We start from the raw sequence: 17,807 nt of genomic DNA on the forward strand, positions 1-17,807 counted from the left end.
AGGATGGAGACCGCTATTTCTCCCGCGACACGCACGCCCCGCCATCCGGCCCCACCTCGCCGCGGCACACGCGCTCCGCGGGCAGCGCCACGCCCAGCTCGCGTAGCCGGTTGCGCCCGTCGGCGCCGCGCTCCAGGTCGAAGCCGTCGTACAGCGTCCCGCTCGCGGTATAGGTGCGGAAGCTCAGCCGCTGCGCCGCCACGTCGACGATCTGGAACAGCTCTGTGGCCTCGGCGACCCGGTCGGGCTGCTTGAGCGCGCGGTCGTTGAGGCCGTACATCTTCGAGCCGGTCACCGAGACGAGATACACCGGCCCCTGCACCGCGCCCTGGGCATGCGTCGCACGCGCCGCGTCGCGCCCCGCCTCGGCGGTCAGCCGGCTGTAGCAATGGTCGTGCCCCTGGAGCACCAGGTCGACGCGGCGCGCCTCGAAGATCGGCTTCCACGCCGCCTTGAGCACCGCGGTGTCCTTGGGCCGCGCGCAGGTGAAGATCGGCTGATGGAAGAGCACCACGTTCCACCGCGCGGTGCTCGCCGCGAGCGTCGAGTCGAGCCACTTCGTCTGCGCGTCGAGCGCGCCGAGGTCGAGCGCGGCGGTGCCGTCGAGCACGACGAAGCGCACCCCCTGATAGTCGACGTAGTAGCTCGTCGCCTTGACCGAATCGGCGCCGTTGCCCGGCAGCGCGAACTGGAGCGGCCAATAGGGACCGAGCTTCCGGCTCTCGCGCCCGTCGGGGAGCATGGTGTCGACATATTCGTGGTTGCCGGTCGCGGGCAGCTGCGGGGTCGAGGCATAATTGTAGCCGCCCGCCTGGTTCCACTCGCCCCACTCGTCGTCGTGGTCGAGGTCGTCGCGCTGCGCGGCGAGGTCGCCGGCATGGACCGTCAGCGCCACCTGCCCCGCCATGAAACCCTGGCGGATCACGCGCGAGGCGTAGGTGAGGATGCCGTTCTGCGTGTCCCCCAGGTACAGGAAGCGGAACGGGCGGAAGCCCTGAGCGGCGGTGCGGAACTGGAACCACTCGCTCCATCCCGCCGCGCCCCGGACGCGATAGGCGTAGACTCGGTCCGGCTCGAGCCCGGTGAAGCGCACCTGATGGTAGTTGGCGCTGCCGTTGGCGCTCTCGATCGCGCGCGTCGTACCGGTGACGGTGCGCGCCTCGCGCTCGAGCGTCGGCCCGTCGACCGCGCGCACGATCTGCGCCGCCGCGCTCGCCTGCGCGCGGTCGGTGCGGAAGGCGACCGCCATCTCGCGCGACGGGTCGGCGCCCGCGGTCAGCACGATCCGGTCGGGGATCGAGCGCGGCGCATAGGGCGTGCCCGGCGTGCGCGGGAGCGGCACCGCGGCGGGCGTCGCGGGGGCTTGGGCGAGCGCCGGGGCGGCGGCGAGCGCGGCGGCGAGAAAGAGCAGCGCGCGCATCAGAAGTTCGCCCGCACGCCGAACTTCAGCGTGTAGCCATATTCCTCATATTGCAGCAGGCGGCGCGTCACCGGCGCGTTCTGATAGGCGACATATTTGGCGTCGTTGATGTTCACCCACTCGCCGAAGAGCTGGAGGTTGGGCGTGATGCGGTAGCGCGCGCTGGCGTCGAGCTGGAAATGCTGGCGGACGTAGCGGTCCTCGTCGGCCACCGCCTGCACCTCATCGAGGTATCTGTCGCGATAGGTCCCCGCGAGGCGGACGCTGACCGGCCCCTTCTCGTAACCGAGCACCGCGTTGAACGTGTGGCGCGACGAGGCCGGCAGTGGGATCTTGCGCAGGCCGTCGGTGTCGCCGTCGAAGGTCTCGCCATCGGCGTCGGTGAAGGTGTAGTTGAGGTTGGTCAGCAGCCCGTCGAACGGCGCGGGCAGCATCGTGAAGAGCTGCGAGAAGCCGAGCTCGACGCCGCGGATGGTCGCTCTGCCGCTGTTGAGCGGGATGTCCGCCTCGGTGAAGGCGATCCCGCGGTACACGCCGTCAAAGGGCGCGTCGTCGTCCTCGAACGTCACCGTGGTGATATAATCCTGGATGTCCTTGTAGAAGAAGCCGGCCTGGAGCACGCTCGAGGTGGCGAAATACCATTCGGCGCCGGCGTCTAGGTTCCAGGCGCGATAGGGCTTGAGGTCGGGGTTGCCGAACGCGCCCTCCAGGTCGTCGCCGTCGCGCTCCAGCGCGAATCGCGGCGCGAGCTGGCCGATGCTCGGGCGCACCAGGCTGCGGAACGCGCCCGCGCGCAGCACCAGCTCGGGCGTCGCCTCGTAGCGCACCACCGCGCTCGGCAGCCAGTTGGTGTAGCTGCGCCGGATCCGGTTGGGCGTGACGAGCAGCTGCTCGCCCTCCTCGCCGTCCTCGTTCAGCGTCACCGTGCTGCCGCGGATGTCGTTGCGCGTGTGCTCCATGCGTACGCCGCCGATCAGCCGCAGCGGGCCGGCCTGGTAGCGGCCGAGCAGATAGCCCGAGTAGATGTCCTCGCCGACGCGATAATCCTCGGCCAGCGAGGCGAAGTCGGAGCCGAGGTCGTCGCGCTCGAAGCCCGCCGCATTGTCGGCGAGGAAGCCGCGCTCGCCCTTCTTCGCCACCACCGGGCCCAGCGCGGCGAGCCGGTAGGTCTGGCGCCCGACCACGTCGCCGAGCGTGAAGTCGCCGTCATAGCCGTCGAACGTGTCGACGTTGAGGTCATAGGTCTTCTCGCGCAGCCGCGCCTTGCCGCCGGCCTGGAGCTCGACCGTGCCCTCCGCCAGCGCGAAGCTGCGCGTGACGTCGCCGCGGACGTTCCACTCGCGGTCGACCGAGCGGCTCAGCGTCGTGCGGTCGAAACTGTCGAAGCCATAGTCGGCCGCGTCGTCGAACGCGGCCGCGCTGGCACCGCCGACCGCGAAGCGCGGGCGCAGGTAATTGCCATAGTCGAAGGCGACGCTGAGATCGTCGCCGTCCTCGCCGTCGAAGTCGCGGCGGAAGGTGATCGGGTCGATCGACCCGTTCTCCAGCTCCGAGGCGCGCGACCAGGCCGCGCTATATTGCAGCCGCCACGGCCCGGTCTCGGTCTCGCCGCCGACCGAGTAGCTCTGGATCAGCTGCTTCTCGAACCGGTCCTTGAGGTCGCGCTCGACGCGGACGCGCCCGTCGGCGCTGTCGAAGCTGGCGCCGGTGGCGGTGGAGCTGGCCGGGTCGGCGTCCAGCTCGAAGATCAGGCGGCGGCGGTCCTCCTGGTCGGAGAAGCGGTTGTAGATGCCGCGCGCGTACAGCCGGGTAGAGGGCGCGGGCTGCCAGTCGAGCGAGAGCGAGCCGCCGGTGCGCAGCCGGCGCACGTCATAGTCGCGATACTCGACCGAGTCGGCGAAGCCGTTCCCGGCCTCGTCGGTGGTCCACCCGTCCATCTCGATATTGTCGGTCTCGAACTTGCGCAGGTAATAAGACGCGCCGCCCGAGATGCCGAGATTGTCGGCGAACTTCTTCGAGAAGTTGACGCTGCCCTTGGGCGTCACCTCGCCGGAATAATGGTTGTACGAGCCCTCGATCGAGCCCGCGAGCAGGTCCTTCTTGCGGTCGAACGCCGAGGTGGTGTTGATCTCGACCGAGGCGCCGATCGTGTCGCCGTCCATGTCGGGGGTGAGCGACTTCTTGATCTCGATCGACTCGATCAGCTCGGACGCGACCACGTCGAGCGCGACCGAGCGCGTGTCGGCCTCGGGCGCGGGCACGCGCACGCCGTTGATCGAGGCGGCGTTGAGGCTGGGATCGAGCCCGCGCACCGCGACGAAGCGGCCCTCGCCCTGGTCGTTGAGCACGTTGACGCCGGGGGCGCGGCGCACCGACTCGGCCACGTTCTGGTCGGGGAACTGGCCGATCGAGTCGCGCGTCAGCACGCTCTCGACGCCATCGGCCCCGCGCTGGCGGCTGAGCGAGCTGGCGAGATTGGCGCGCTGGCCGGTGACGAGGATGTCACCCCCGCCGCCGACCGCGACGTCCTGGGTCACCATGCCGGCGGCGTCGACCGTGATCGCGGTGTCGACCACCTCGGCGCCGATGTAGCGCACCCGCAGCGTGTACTGGCCCGCGGGTACGTCGCTGAAGCGATACTGCCCCGCGCTGTCGGCCTCGACCGAGCGGCCGAGCTCGACGATCGACACCTGCGCCGAGGGCAGCGTCCGCGTGCCGCTCGAGTCCGAGACGGTGCCCGCCACCTGTCCGGCCTGTGCCAGTGCCGGGACGCACAGCAGCGTCGCCCCCAGCATGAGGCGCGTGCGCGCCGTCATCGCTCTCATAAGTCCCCCGAAGCTCTCGATTGTCCGGGGGTCTGTGCGGGTTAATTATGACGGTAGCCTGAGATTTGGGTTGCAGTTTCATTGCAGCGACCGGGCAGGGGCGCGGGTCAGGCGCGATCGAGCGGCCGTGCGGCGCCGCGCCGCCGCAGCCACAGCCCGGCCCAGGCGGCGGCACCGAGCGCGACGCAGACGAGCTGCGGCGGCGAGCCGAGTTCGCCGAGCCGCAGGTGCGTGGCGATCGCGCCGCCGAGGAAGCCGGTGAGCAGGATCGCGCCGATCACCGCGCTGCGCGGCACCGCGTAGAGCAGGGCGCCGAGCAGCGCGCTCGCGCCGATCACCGGCGCCATCGCCGCGGGCCAGCCGGTCGCCGTCATCTCGGGCGCGACGACCGCGGGCGCGAACAGCGTCACCGCGCCGTCGAGCAGCAGCACCGCGGCGACGAGCCCGCTGAGCGCCACGCCGGCCCGGCGCGGCAGGGATGAGGGGGCGGTCATGGCGCTGTCTCCTGGCGCGGGGTGTCGCGTCTATGTGTCGCGCGCCGCGCGCGGGCGCGACCGGCGCAGAGGGAGTAGTGCCACCGCGCGCTGGCGTCCGACCGGTGCGGCGGTGGAACAAACCGAATCGTCGGAGATTGTTTCGGGCGGTCGGAAAGACCGATAGAGGGGATTGCCATGAAGAAGCTCGTCACCGCCGTCGCCGCCCTCGGGCTGGTGTCGCTCGCCGCGTGCAACTCGACCCCGCGCGAGCAGGCCGCCGACAATATCGAGGCCAACGCCGACGCGGTCGCCGACAATCTCGAGGACATGGCGGACAACGCCACCACCGACAACGCGGAGGACGCGCTGGAGAACAAGGCCGACGCGGTGCGCGCCACCGGCGACAACAAGGCCGACGACATGCGCACCCACGACGCCGACACCAACCTCTCCAACGGGATCTGATCCCCCGGCGCCACGCCGGTCGCAGACAGCGAGGGCGTTCGGGGTGACCGGACGCCCAAGCCGGTCCGCCTCTGTGCTGGATGCCGTGCGGACCGGGTAGAACGACGCGGGCGGCGACTTGCCGCGCGTCCGAGGCGGCTGACAGGTCGGGCGAGCGCTAGACGCTGATCCGCTTGATGCGAACCAGCGGGGTGCCCCCGCGGAAGCAGACGCCGAGAGCGACGATCGTCACGTCTCCGGCGCTGGGCCCCGCCGTTCGCCGGAGCGCGGATCGTTGGACGTCGATCAGACTCTGAGGCCCGGCCGGGTTCACCCCGCCAGTCGCACCTCGCGCTTGCGCTCGATCACCTCGCGATAATGCTCGACCAGCGCGACGGCATGCTCGCGGTCGCTGAGCACGGTGCGCGACGCCACCTCGGCGGCGCGCCGCACCAGCGGCTGGTCGCGCGAGAACAGCGCCACGATCGCCTTGGCGCAGGCATAAGCGTCGCCGCTGCGATAGGTCTCGGCGAACTCGGGCCGCGCCACCGCCGACGAGCCGCCGCGATCGGGCACGATCATCGGCAGCCCCGAGGCGAGCGCCTCCGAGGCGACCATGCCGAACGGCTCGCTGTCGCCGCCATGGATGAAGGCGTCCGCGCTCGCCATGATCGCGGCGAGCTGGCCGCGGTGGTAGATCGGCTGGAACATGCGCACGTGCGGGCTCTCGGCGATGTGGCGCTCGAGCGTGCGCGTGTCGGGGCCGAGCCCGAGCAGCATCAGCCCGACCGGGATCTTCGTCCCCGCGCGCCGCGCCGCGTCGATCACCATCGGCCAGCGCTTCTCGGCGTGGTGGCGACCGATCCCGATCAGCAGGTGCGCGTCCTCGGGCAGGCCGCATTGCGCCAGCAGCGCGGCGCGCAGCGCGGGGCTGCGCAGCGCGGGCGAGAAATGCTCGCGCTCGATCCCCAGCGTCATCGTGGCGTCGACGCGCAGCCCGCGCGCGCGCAGCCGCTCGGTCAGCACCGGGCCGTTGGTGACCACGGTGTCGAACGGCGCGAGGCAGCGCGCCATATACCGGTCGTACCAGCCGAACATCCGCTCGATCGCGCCCTCGGACGCGATTTTGGCGAACCAGCGCTTCGGATAGGCTTCCATATTGTCGTTGTGCATGAACCAGGCGCGGATCGCCGGCCCCTGCCACGACGCGACGATCGCGGCCGAGCGCCACGGCGAGCAATTCTCGACCACGTCGGGCCGCAGCTCGTCGAGCAGCGCGTGGACCGGCGCGGCGTCCCAGAACAGCCCGTAGTTGGAGTCGAACGGCATGCCCGGCGACTTCACGTAATAGAGCAGCGCGCCGCCGGGCCGCTCCTCGACCCGATCCTCCTTGCCCGGGGCGATCACGATCTGCTGATGCCCCAGCTCGGACATGATCGCCATCTTGCGGTCGAGGTACGAGCGCACCCCGCCGCCGGTGGGCGAGTAGAATTCGTTGACGTCGACGATCCGCATCGCGCGCCTCCTCAGTCCGCGAAGTTGAAGCCGCCGAGCCCGCGCAGATATTGCAGGCGGATCGTGGCGCGGGTGACGCCGGGGCCGACGTCGATCAGCGAGTCGACCAGCTTGGGCTTGGCGCGGCCGATCTTGTGGTTGCTCGGGAAGCCGGCGCCGTCGCTCCAGAAATTGAACTTGCGCTTGCCGTCGCGGTCATGGCCCAGGAACAGGGCGTAGCGGCCCGGGCGCGGCACGCGGATGCAGATCTCCCCCGCGAGGCCCGCGGGCGGCGCCACGTCGATCCGGCGGAAGGTCTTGCCCGCCTCCAGCAGCTTCTTGTCACCCGCGAGGAAATCCTCCTCGGTCGCGGGATAGAGTTCGAGCTTGAGCGTGCCCCTGCGGTCCTTGATCCCCGACACGCTGGCGAGGATCGCGGGGCCGGGCGCGCCGGGAGCGCAGGCGGCGGCGTCCTGGCCGAGCACCTGCGCCGCGCCCGGGGTCGCGGCCAGTGCCACCCCCAGCGCTGACCCCAGGCCAGCCGCGGCGAGCGTCACGCTCCGCCGGTATGTCGCCATTCCTGCGTCCTTTCCCACACGTACACGACCCCAAATAGGAGCGTCAGCAGCAGATGCATCACCAAGGTTGACGCGCCGGTGAACGCCATGAGGTCCGACAACGTGCGGTCATGGCCGATCACCAGGATCGCGAAGTTGGCGAAAAGCAGGTCTTTGTTGGGCACGAGCGGCAGGCGCGAGACGAGCTGCCGGCCCGCCACCAGGAACAGCCACATGCCGATCGACACGCTCGGCATCGCGTAGGACCAGGCCAGGGCGATCGTCACGCAGGTGAGCGTGATGCGCAGCCAGTCGATCCCGAAGATGAACCACAGGTCGCCGCGCGAGAGCGAGAAGACGCGGCTGGAGAAGGTGATCACCACCACCGGGATGGCCAGCGCGAGGCCGAGCGACCACAGCATGGTGCGCACCAGCTCGGGGTCGATCAGCTCGTAGCCGAGCGGCAGCGCCACCGCGCCGAGCAGGATCGCGGTGAGATTGCCGACGATGCCCGAGACGATGCTGACGTCCTTCACCGCCCCGAACGGCGCCGCCACCATCTTCAGCCGCGCGCGCGCCCAGGCGTAGAAATAGGCGTCGCCCGAGTAGCCGATCAGGATGTCGTTCGCGATCCGCTTCTTGTTGAGCGCCAGGAAGGCGGCGGGCGGCACACCCCACAGCCGGCGGAAGATGGCATAGTCGCACACCGGCAGCGCCAGATACGACAGCAGGAAATAGACGTAGAAGCCCGGCGTCTCGGGCACGGTGCGGCGCAGCCCGGCGAGGCCGTGGTCGAGCAGCTCGTGCAGCAGCCCGATCATCATCGCCACCGTCACCGCGGCGCCGAGCAGCGCGGGCCAGCGGCGCCGCAGCGTCTGCACCGGGCGGAGCGCGACCAGCGGCGCGTCCGCGGGCGGGGCGGCATCGGCGGTGCGGGAGGGGGCTCGCTCGGTCAGTGGCTCGTCGGCGCGCAATCTTCTGGTCCTGCCCCGCGCGCTGGCGGGGATCGACGGCATCTAGCAGCGCGCGGCGGCACGCGCCAGCGACGGGCGCGGCGAGACTGTCCCGCGCGCGATCAGCCGCCCGCGGCGCGGCTCAGGCCGAGTCGCCGTCGCCGCCGCGGTCGTCGTCGAGCCGCTCCGAGCGCCGCTCCATCGCGGTCTTGACCATCGCGGTCATCGGGTCGGCCAGCGCGAGGCCGAGGATGCCGAACAGCGCGCTCGCCAGGATCTGCGTGCCCAGCGTCAGCGCGGGCGGCAGGTCGACGGTGCGCTTGGCCACCATCGGGATCACGACATAGCCGTCGAAGGTCTGCACCACGACATAGACGATGATCGCCAGCACCCCGACATGCACCCCCGCGGAGAAGCCCACCGCCACCATCAGCGCGCCCGAGATGAACGCGCCGATATTGGGGATGAAGGCCAGCAGCCCGGTGAGGATGCCGAGGATCAGCGCCATCGGTACCCCGACGAGCCACAGCGCGACCGCGACGAGAACGCCCTCGAACGCCATGCCGAGCAGCCGCCCCGCCAGCAGCCGCCGCAGCGTCCGCCCCATGCGGTTGACGGTCAGCGCGAACTCGGCGCGGTCGGCCTCCGGCACCATCCATTGCAGCCCGCGATCGTAGACGCGCGGGTCCATCGCCACGAACAGCCCGATCACCATGATCATGAAGAGCGTGGTGAGCGCACCCACCGCGGTGCCGACCCAGCTGGTCACGCGCCCGACCGAGGACAGCGCCTGGCGCGACAGGCCGCTCAGGTCCGAGGCGCCGGGCATCAGCCCCTGCGCGCTGAGCCAGCCGGTGACCCGCATCGCCTGCGTCTCGACCGTGCTGCGCAGCTGGGTGACCTGCGCGCTGATCTGCACGCCGGCGAGATAGAAGGTGCCGAGCAGGAAGGCGACCGTCAGCAGGCAGACGATCAGCAGCCGCCAGCCGCGAGCGATCGGCAGCACGCGCCCGAGCAGCCGCACCCCGCCGTCGAGCAGCGCGGCGAAGACCAGGCCGGCGAAGATGATCAGCAGCGGCTGGACCAGCAGCACCACCAGCGCGATCGCGCAGGCCATGCCGAGCCACACCGCGGCGCGGCGGATCTCGTCGCGCGTCGCGGGGTCGCGCACCTCGTGCGGGCTGGCGCCCGGCTCCACGCGCACCCGCTCGCCGCGGCGCTCGGGCGGACCCGCGGCGTCGGTCACTTGGTGCGCTCGGGGTGGAGCGAGGTGCCGGCGCGTCCGGCGCGCAGCGCGTGCGGCCAGGTGAGCGGGTTCCACGTCGCCTCGCCGTCGACCGAGAAGGTGATGAACTCGGCACGGCCGCCGAGATTCTCGTACGGCACCGGGCCGCCCAGCCCGCGCTCGAACCCGCCCAGCGCGAAGCGGCTGTCGGCCGAGCGGTCGCGGTTGTCGCCCATCAGGAAGACGCGGTCGGCCGGGATCTTGACCGGCCCGTAGGTGTCGCCGGGGCTGTCGGGCTCGAGATCGACCGTGTCGTAGCGGCGCCCGTTGGGCAGGGTCTCGGTGACGATCGGCAGGCGGCACACGATCGTGCCGTCGGCGCGGGCGACGCGCGCGCCGGGATATTGCGCCGGGTCGCAGGTGGCGTTGGCGTCGACCGGCAGCTCGCGATAATGCTTCTCGCCGCGCTGGACTGCCACGCCGTTGAGGAACACCACGCCGCCGCGCACCGCCAGCGTGTCGCCGGGCAGGCCGATCACGCGCTTGATATAGTCGCTGCTCTGCCCCGGCGGGGTGACGATGACGACGTCGCCGCGCTCGGGCAGCCTGCCCCACACGCGGCCGTGGAGGAAGGGCAGCTGGACTGACCAGCCGTCGACCGGGCGGTGGAACACCAGGTCCTCGACGATCGCGACCGGGTTGGGGATCGTCGGCGACACGAACGACCAGCCATAGGCATATTTGGAGACGACCAGCCGGTCGCCGACCATCAGCCCGGGCAGCATCGACTCGCTCGGGATGTAGAAAGGCTTGGCGATGAAGCTGTGGAAGCCGAGCACCGCGAGCACCAGCCCGACCAGCCCCTTCACCTCGCCCCACCAGTCGAAGCGCGCGCGCGGCGCCTCGGCGTGGCGCTCCAGCGGAGGCTCGCCGCTCAAGCTGATCTCATCGGCCATGGCGTCACGCCGCTCCCTTGCTCTCGACCGGCACCGCCTCGACGATCACGAACGCCTGCGCCCAGGGGTGATCGTCGGTCAGCGTCAGATGGACGCGGGCGACGTGGCCCTCGGGTATCATCGCGTCAAGCCGTTCCTTGGCACCGCCGGTCAGCGCCAGCGTCGGCGCGCCCGACGCTGCGTTGACGACGCCGATGTCCTTCATGAACACGCCCGCCTTGAAGCCCGTGCCGACCGCCTTGGAGAAGGCCTCCTTGGCGGCGAAGCGCTTGGCATAGGTGCCCGCGCGCGTGAGCGGCCGCCGCGCCGCCTTGGCGCGCTCGACGTCGGTGAACACGCGCGCCTCGAAGCGCTCGCCGAAGCGGTCGAGCGAGGCCTGGATTCGCTCGATGTTGCACAGGTCGGAGCCGAGGCCGACGATCATAAGATCCTCCCCGGCACGGGGAGGGGGACCGCCGACCGCAGGCCGGTGGTGGAGGGGGGCGTCCGCGCAAGTGCCGGTCTGTTGGTGAGGCGCAGCGTGCAGACGCGTCGTCGCGTGATACCCTGGAACGATAGCGCGACGCCGCGCCCCCCCTCCACCACCGCCTCGCGGCGGTCCCCCTCCCCTCGCGGGGGAGGATTCAGCCCGCCCCTCATCGCGCGCTCTCCATCGCGTCGCGCATGCGGCGGACGCTCGCGTCGAGGCCGACGAAGATCGCCTCGCCCACCAGGAAATGCCCGATGTTGAGCTCGCGCAGCGGCGGGATCGCGGCGACCGGCGCGACATTGTCGTAGGTGAGCCCGTGGCCGGCATGGACCTCGATGCCGTTCTTCGCCGCCAGCGCCGCCGCGTCCGCCAGCCGGCGCAGCTCCGCGGCGCGCGCGTCGCCGTCCAGCTCGGCGTAGCGGCCGGTGTGCAGCTCCACCACCGGCGCGCCGAGCCGGATCGCGGCCTCGATCTGGCGCGGGTCCGGCTCGATGAACAGCGACACGCGTACCCCCGCCTCGCGCAGCGCCGCGACGATCGGCGCGAGCGCCTCGCGCTGCCCCGCGGCGTCGAGCCCGCCCTCGGTGGTGCGCTCCTCGCGCTTCTCGGGGACGATGCAGGCGGCGTGCGGGCGGTGGCGCAGCGCGACCGCGAGCATCTCCGCGGTGGCGGCCATCTCGAGGTTGAGCGGGATCGTCAGCCCGGCGGAGAGCCGCGCGATATCGTTGTCGGTGATGTGGCGCCGATCCTCGCGCAGGTGCGCGGTGATGCCGTCCGCGCCCGCCTCGGCCGCCAGCAGCGCGGCGCGGACCGGGTCGGGGAAGGCGCCGCCGCGCGCGTTGCGCACCGTGGCGACGTGATCGATGTTGACCCCGAGGCGCAGCGGCGACGACGAGAGGGCCATCACGCGGCGGCCCGGCTGCCCGGCTTGATCGCCGGGATCGCGGCCAGCTCGGGCGGCAGCGAGTCGGCCGCGTAGGTCGGCACGTCGAGCCGGATCAGCGGGAAGAAGGGCACGCCGATGTCGGCCTGGCCGTTCGAGCGGTCGACCAGGGCGGCGCCGGCGACGACTCGCCCGCCCGCCGCCGCGATCGCCGCGATCGCCTCGCGGCTGGAGAGGCCGGTGGTGACCACGTCCTCCATCATCAGCACCTCCTGTCCGGGGGCGAGTCGGAAACCGCGGCGCAGCTCGAACGTACCGCTCGGCCGCTCGACGAACATCGCCTCGACGCCGAGCGCGCGCGCCATCTCGTGCCCCGCGATCACCCCGCCCATCGCCGGCGCGACCACCGCGCTGATCCGCTGCCGCAGCGTGTCCGGGATCCGCTCGGCCAGCGCCTCGGCCAGCCGCGCGCCGCGGCGCGGGTCCATCAGCACGCGCGCGCACTGGAGATAGCGCGGGCTGCGCAGCCCCGAGGAGAGGATGAAATGCCCCTCCAGCAGCGCGTCGGCGGCGCGGAACTCGGCCAGCACCTCGTCGTCGGTCATCGTCGCGTCACTCTCCTCGCCGCGCTGATCGGGCCATAGGAGCGAGCGCGCCCGCGCGCAACGCGCCGGCCCGCGAAAACCGCCGTCGCGCGCAGGGCCTTGAGGCGAGGGGTCGGTCTGCTATACGCCTAGGCAGGAGGGGCAGGTTTGCCCGGCCCGCTGACGCGTGCGCCAGAGAGGGGTTTAGAACACAACATGCTGACAACCGGGTTCAAGGCAGGTTTCGGGGCAGGTTGCCGGGGCGCGCTGACAGGATTGATGCTCGCGGCCGGGCTCGCGCTGGCGGGCGTCGCCGGCGGAGCCTCCGCCCAGGCCGCCGCGCCGAGCGCCGGCCCCGCGACGAGCGCCACCGCCGCGCCGAGCGGGCTGCGCCCCGCCGACGCCAACCAGGGCCAGGCCGGCGGCACCGTGCAGAAGGCCGATGCCGCGCCCGCCGCGCCAGCGCTGGCGATGGACGGTGCCCCCGCGATGGACGCGCGAGTCGTCAGCACGGGGCCCAAGATCGGCCAGCCGGTCGACGGCGTGATCCACATCCAGCCGCAGGTCACCAAGAATGGCCTGCGCGCGCACTGGTTTCACGATCGCATCCTGTTCCCGCTGATCACGATCATCTCGATCTTCGTGCTGCTGCTGCTGGTCTATGTGGTGATCCGCTTCCGCGCGAGCGCCAACCCGACGCCGTCGAAGACCAGCCACAACACCGTGATCGAGGTGGTGTGGACGCTGGCGCCGGTACTGATCCTGGTCGCCATCGCGGTGCCCTCGATCGGGCTGCTCCAGGCGCAGTTCCGCCCCGCCCCCGCCGGCGCGGTGACGCTCAAGGCGATCGGCAACCAATGGTTCTGGAGCTACCAATATCCGGATCACGGCGGGATCGAGATCACCGCCAACATGCTCAAGGAAGGCAGCCAGGTCGCCGCGGGCGAGCGAGCGCGCAGCGACGCCGACGGACCGCGGCTGCTCGCCACCGACAATCGCGTGGTGCTGCCAGTCGGCGTGCCGATCCGGCTGATCACCACCGCCAACGACGTGATCCACAGCTGGGCGGTCCCCGCCTTCTGGATCAAGCTCGACGCGATCCCGGGCCGGCTCAACGAGACCAGCTTCACCATCGACAAGCCGGGCCTCTACTTCGGCCAGTGCTCCGAGCTGTGCGGCGCGCGCCACGCCTTCATGCCGATCGCGGTGGAGGCGGTGCCGCCGGCGCAGTTCGCCGCCTGGGTGCGTGCCAAGGGCGGCTCGATGCCGGCCGCGGGCAAGCTCTCCGACAAGGTGATCCCGCAGCCCGGTGCCGACGGCTCGGCCGCGGTGATGGACGAGGCCGCCATGAGCAACGCGCTCACCGGCCCGACCGAGAACGGCACCGACACTCCCACCCCTTCCCCGCAGGGCGCGACCGGCAACCCCGGTGGCGTCGGCGAAGCCGGACGCTAAGACGATGACCGACACCGCGCTCCACCCGTCCGCCTTCCAGGCGCACGACCACGGCCACCATGACGCGCACGCCGATCACAAGCCCGGCTTCTTCGCGCGCTGGTTCATGTCCACCAACCACAAGGACATCGGCACGCTCTACCTGCTCTTCGCGATCTGCGCGGGGATCATCGGCGGCGCGATCTCGGGGCTGATGCGCGCCGAGCTGATGCACCCGGGGATCCAGTATCTGCCCAAGTGGGTGGCGATGCTGCACGGCGGCACCGAGCAGAGCTTCGACCAGGCGCTCCACCTGTGGAACGTGCTGGTCACCGCGCACGGCCTCATCATGGTGTTCTTCATGGTGATGCCCGCGATGATCGGCGGCTTCGGCAATTGGTTCGTGCCGATCATGATCGGCGCGCCCGACATGGCCTTCCCGCGGATGAACAACATCAGCTTCTGGCTGCTGATCCCGGCCTTCACGCTGCTGCTGGCCTCGCCCTTCTTCGGCGGCGCGGGCACCGGTTGGACGGTCTACGCCCCGCTCTCCACCTACGGCGAGCCGGGGCCCTCGGTCGACATGGCGATCCTATCGCTCCACCTCGCGGGCGTCAGCTCGATCCTGGGCGCGATCAACTTCATCACCACGATCTTCAACATGCGCGCGCCGGGCATGACGCTGCACAAGATGCCGCTGTTCGCCTGGTCGGTGCTGGTCACCGCCTTCCTGCTGCTGCTGGCGCTGCCGGTGCTCGCCGCGGCGATCACGATGCTGCTGACCGACCGCAATTTCGGGACCACCTTCTACGACCCCGCGGGCGGCGGCGACCCGGTGCTGTACCAGCATCTGTTCTGGTTCTTCGGCCACCCCGAAGTGTACATCATGATCCTGCCGGGCTTCGGCATCATCAGCCACATCGTCGCCACCTTCAGCCGCAAGCCCGTGTTCGGCTATCTCGGCATGGCCTATGCCATGGTCGCGATCGGCGTGGTCGGCTTCGTGGTGTGGGCGCACCACATGTTCACCACCGGCATGAGCGTCAACGTGAAGATGTACTTCACCGCGGCGACGATGGTGATCGCGGTGCCCACCGGCATCAAGATCTTCTCCTGGATCGCGACGATGTGGGGCGGCAGCCTGCGCTTCCCCACGCCGATGGTATGGGCGATCGGCTTCATCTTCATGTTCACCGTCGGCGGCGTGACCGGCGTGGTGCTCGCCAACGGCGGCGTCGACGACTATATGCAGGACACCTATTACGTGGTGGCGCACTTCCACTACGTGCTGAGCCTCGGCGCGGTGTTCTCGCTGTTCGCGGGCTTCTATTACTGGTTCCCGAAGATGACGGGGCGGATGTACTCGGAGCTGCTCGGCCAGCTGCACTTCTGGGTGTTCTTCGTCGGCGTGAACGTGATGTTCTTCCCGATGCACTTCCTCGGCCTGCAGGGCATGCCGCGGCGCTACCCCGACTATCCGGACGCCTTCGCGCACTGGAACCAGGTCGCGACCGTGGGCTATATGATCATGGCCTCGGGCATGGCGATCTTCTTCGTCAACGTCGTCTGGTCGCTGCTCGCCGGCAAGAAGGCGCCCGACAATCCCTGGGGCGCCGGCGCGACCACGCTGGAGTGGACGCTGTCGAGCCCGCCGCCGTTCCACCAGTTCGAGACGCTGCCCAAGATCGACTGAGCGAGCCTTCCCTCATGAGACACTGGCCGGCGCCGCGTCCCCCGACGCGGCGCCGGTTGGCGTCTGGGGGCTGAGGAGGGGGCGTGGAACTTCGCCTTACCCCTTCGTCGTCCCCGCGCCGGCGGGGATCCAGACGCGCGGGTCTTCGATGGAGCCGAGACGTCGGCGTGTAGGGATCCCCGCCCGCGCGGGGATGACGGTAACGGGAGGGAAGCGGTAGCCACCGCTCCCCGCCGCACCGCGCCTCTCATCCCCTAGCGATTCGGTAACCCTCCACCCGTTACACCTGCCCGCGATGGAACTCGCGCGCGCCTACAAGCAGCTGATCGACCAGATCGTCGCGGTCGCCGGCCCGGCGCCGCTGCTCCACGTCCACGCCGGACTCGCCATCTACCTGCTCGCGCGCCTGGTCCTGCGCGAGCGGCGCGGCTCGCTGGCCGCGCTCCACGTCGTCTTCGCCGCCGAGATGCTCAACGAGGCGCTCGACTGGCTCGCCGCCACCCCGACATGGACGCTGCGCGACACGCTCGGCGACGTCACGCTGACGATGCTCTGGCCGGTCGCGGTCGCCGCGGTGGCGCAGCATCGCCGCCGGCGCTGGCGCCGCGCGGTGGCGCGCGGTCCCCGCCCCGCTGTGCCAGCCGCCCCATATCCAAGCAGTTGATTGCTGCACTGCACCGCTTGCGGCTTGCCAGACCGCGAACGTAACGGGTAGCGCTCGCGTCGAGGGGCCGATCGCGTCCCGTCGGCAATCAACGAGGAGCGACCGTCTTGCGCATCACCATGATCGGCTCGGGCTATGTCGGGCTGGTATCGGGCACCTGCTTCGCCGATTTCGGCCACGACGTCGTCTGCGTCGACAAGGACCAGGGCAAGATCGAGCGGCTGCTCGCCGGCAAGATGCCGATCTACGAGCCCGGGCTCGAGGACCTCGTCGCGCGGAACGTCCAGGCCGGCCGCCTGCGCTTCACCACCGACCTCAAGGACGGCGTCAAGGACGCCGACGCGGTCTTCATCGCGGTGGGCACGCCCTCGCGCCGCGGCGACGGCCACGCCGACCTGTCCTACGTCTACGCCGCCGCCAAGGAGATCGGCGAGGCGATCTCGGGCTATACCGTGATCGTCACCAAGTCGACCGTGCCCGTCGGCACCGGCGACGAGGTCGAGCGGATCATCGGCGAGGCCGCGCCGGACGCCGATTTCGGCGTGGTCTCCAACCCCGAGTTCCTGCGCGAGGGCGCCGCGATCGACGATTTCAAGCGGCCAGACCGTATCGTCATCGGCTCGGAGGACGAGCGCGCCACCGACGTGATGCGCCAGGTGTACCGCCCACTGTACCTCAACGCCGCGCCGATCCTGGTGACGCGCCGCCGTACCGCCGAGCTGATCAAATACGCCGGCAACGCCTTCCTCGCGACCAAGATCACCTTCATCAACGAGATCGCCGACCTGTGCGAGAAGGTGGGCGCGGACGTGAAGGACGTCAGCCGCGGCATCGGGCTGGACAATCGCATCGGATCGAAGTTCCTCCACGCCGGCCCGGGCTACGGCGGCTCGTGCTTCCCCAAGGACACGCTGGCGCTGCTCAAGACCAGCCAGGACTATGACGCGCCGCAGCGCATCGTCGAGGCGGTGGTGGCGGTGAACGACAACCGCAAGCGCGCGATGGGGCGCAAGATCGTCCACGCGATGGGCGACGACGTGCGCGGCAAGACCGTCGCGGTGCTGGGCCTCACCTTCAAGCCCAACACCGACGACATGCGCGACTCGCCCGCGATCGCGGTGATCCAGACGCTGCAGGACGCCGGCGCCACCGTGAAGGCCTATGATCCCGAGGGCATGGAGCAGGCCGAGAAGCTGCTCGGCGACGTGGTCTATTGCAAGGGCCCGTACGAGGCGATCGAGGGCGCCGACGCGCTCGCGATCGTCACCGAGTGGGACCAGTTCCGCGCGCTCGACCTCGACCGCGTCAAGTCGCTGCTCAAGACTCCGGTGCTGATCGACCTGCGCAACATCTACACCCCCGACGAGATCGCCGCGGCGGGGTTCCAGTACACCAGCATCGGCCGCTGAACCGCGTTGGCGCCGGTTCTCCCGTGATGCGGGGGGACCGGCGCCGCGTGACACCCTTGGCAGCGGCGCGCGGGTCTGCTGTCTGGGCGGCATGACCCGCCTCCTCCCCCGCGCGCTCGCCGCCGCGCTGCTGCTCGCCGCGGCGCTGCCCCAGGCCGCCGCCGCGCGCACCGCGCTCTTCCTCGGGAACAGCTTCACGTTCGGCGCCAACTCGCCGGTGCAGCGCTACCGCCCCGATCGCGTGACCGACCTCAACGGCGAGGGGATCGGCGGCGTCCCCGCCTTGTTCAAGACCTTTGCCGACGAGGCCGGGCTCGACTG

16 protein-coding genes are annotated in these 17,807 nt (G+C 70.7%); 5 read left to right on the top strand and 11 right to left on the bottom strand.

The window, feature by feature from the left end:
• Positions 1-13: 13 nt before the first annotated feature.
• The 3 genes from KZ813_RS10340 to KZ813_RS10350 all read right to left on the bottom strand — a co-directional run bounded on the left by KZ813_RS10340 (position 14) and on the right by KZ813_RS10350 (position 4,739).
• Entirely contained in the window at positions 14-1,420 is a 1,407-nt protein-coding gene (locus tag KZ813_RS10340; RefSeq protein WP_219754916.1) for a purple acid phosphatase family protein, read from the bottom strand.
• Positions 1,420-4,236, bottom strand: a complete 2,817-nt coding sequence (locus KZ813_RS10345) for a TonB-dependent receptor (protein WP_308461854.1) — start codon at positions 4,234-4,236, stop codon at positions 1,420-1,422. Before KZ813_RS10345 ends, KZ813_RS10340 begins: the two co-directional genes overlap by 1 nt.
• 116 nt (positions 4,237-4,352) lie before the next feature.
• Complete coding sequence (locus KZ813_RS10350; protein WP_219754918.1) at positions 4,353-4,739, bottom strand: DoxX family protein; 387 nt, start codon at positions 4,737-4,739, stop codon at positions 4,353-4,355.
• Between the two features lie 177 nt (positions 4,740-4,916).
• On the opposite strand from KZ813_RS10350, the gene KZ813_RS10355 reads away from it, so the two are divergent.
• Complete coding sequence (locus KZ813_RS10355; RefSeq protein ID WP_219754919.1) at positions 4,917-5,186, top strand: hypothetical protein; 270 nt, start codon at positions 4,917-4,919, stop codon at positions 5,184-5,186.
• A gap of 309 nt (positions 5,187-5,495) precedes the next feature.
• On the opposite strand, the gene KZ813_RS10360 is transcribed toward KZ813_RS10355, so the two are convergent.
• The 8 genes from KZ813_RS10360 to pyrE form a co-directional block, all read right to left on the bottom strand.
• On the bottom strand, positions 5,496-6,680 hold the full coding sequence (locus KZ813_RS10360; RefSeq protein WP_219754920.1) for a glycosyltransferase: 1,185 nt from the start codon (positions 6,678-6,680) through the stop codon (positions 5,496-5,498).
• An 11-nt stretch (positions 6,681-6,691) separates the two neighbouring features.
• On the bottom strand, positions 6,692-7,237 hold the full coding sequence (locus KZ813_RS10365) for a DUF2141 domain-containing protein (RefSeq protein ID WP_219754921.1): 546 nt from the start codon (positions 7,235-7,237) through the stop codon (positions 6,692-6,694).
• Positions 7,213-8,190, bottom strand: a complete 978-nt coding sequence (locus tag KZ813_RS10370; RefSeq protein WP_258046645.1) for a hypothetical protein — start codon at positions 8,188-8,190, stop codon at positions 7,213-7,215. The genes KZ813_RS10365 and KZ813_RS10370 overlap by 25 nt, the downstream gene beginning before the upstream one ends.
• 121 nt (positions 8,191-8,311) lie before the next feature.
• Positions 8,312-9,415, bottom strand: coding sequence for an AI-2E family transporter (locus KZ813_RS10375; protein ID WP_308461855.1), 1,104 nt, complete (start codon positions 9,413-9,415; stop codon positions 8,312-8,314).
• Positions 9,412-10,350, bottom strand: coding sequence for a signal peptidase I (gene lepB, locus KZ813_RS10380; RefSeq protein ID WP_219754922.1), 939 nt, complete (start codon positions 10,348-10,350; stop codon positions 9,412-9,414). The genes KZ813_RS10375 and lepB overlap by 4 nt, the downstream gene beginning before the upstream one ends.
• A gap of 4 nt (positions 10,351-10,354) precedes the next feature.
• Positions 10,355-10,774 (bottom strand): holo-ACP synthase, encoded by a 420-nt coding sequence (gene acpS, locus KZ813_RS10385; protein ID WP_219754923.1) that lies wholly within the window; start codon positions 10,772-10,774, stop codon positions 10,355-10,357.
• A gap of 211 nt (positions 10,775-10,985) precedes the next feature.
• Positions 10,986-11,723 (bottom strand): pyridoxine 5'-phosphate synthase, encoded by a 738-nt coding sequence (locus KZ813_RS10390; RefSeq protein WP_219754924.1) that lies wholly within the window; start codon positions 11,721-11,723, stop codon positions 10,986-10,988.
• Complete coding sequence (gene pyrE / locus KZ813_RS10395; protein WP_219754925.1) at positions 11,723-12,307, bottom strand: orotate phosphoribosyltransferase; 585 nt, start codon at positions 12,305-12,307, stop codon at positions 11,723-11,725. The genes KZ813_RS10390 and pyrE overlap by 1 nt, the downstream gene beginning before the upstream one ends.
• A 195-nt stretch (positions 12,308-12,502) precedes the next feature.
• On the opposite strand from pyrE, the gene coxB reads away from it, so the two are divergent.
• From coxB to KZ813_RS10415, 4 genes are all read left to right on the top strand, one after another.
• Positions 12,503-13,741, top strand: a complete 1,239-nt coding sequence (gene coxB / locus KZ813_RS10400) for a cytochrome c oxidase subunit II (protein WP_258046646.1) — start codon at positions 12,503-12,505, stop codon at positions 13,739-13,741.
• Between the two features lie 4 nt (positions 13,742-13,745).
• Positions 13,746-15,413 (top strand): cytochrome c oxidase subunit I, encoded by a 1,668-nt coding sequence (gene ctaD, locus KZ813_RS10405; protein ID WP_219754926.1) that lies wholly within the window; start codon positions 13,746-13,748, stop codon positions 15,411-15,413.
• Between the two features lie 295 nt (positions 15,414-15,708).
• Positions 15,709-16,077 carry a hypothetical protein gene (locus KZ813_RS10410; RefSeq protein WP_219754927.1) on the top strand — a complete coding sequence of 123 codons (369 nt, stop codon included), beginning with the start codon at positions 15,709-15,711 and terminating at the stop codon, positions 16,075-16,077.
• A 107-nt stretch (positions 16,078-16,184) separates the two neighbouring features.
• Complete coding sequence (locus tag KZ813_RS10415; protein ID WP_219754928.1) at positions 16,185-17,486, top strand: UDP-glucose dehydrogenase family protein; 1,302 nt, start codon at positions 16,185-16,187, stop codon at positions 17,484-17,486.
• Positions 17,487-17,807 lie beyond the last annotated feature (321 nt).

The organism is Sphingomonas folli (assembly GCF_019429525.1).
GTDB lineage: Bacteria > Pseudomonadota > Alphaproteobacteria > Sphingomonadales > Sphingomonadaceae > Sphingomonas > Sphingomonas folii.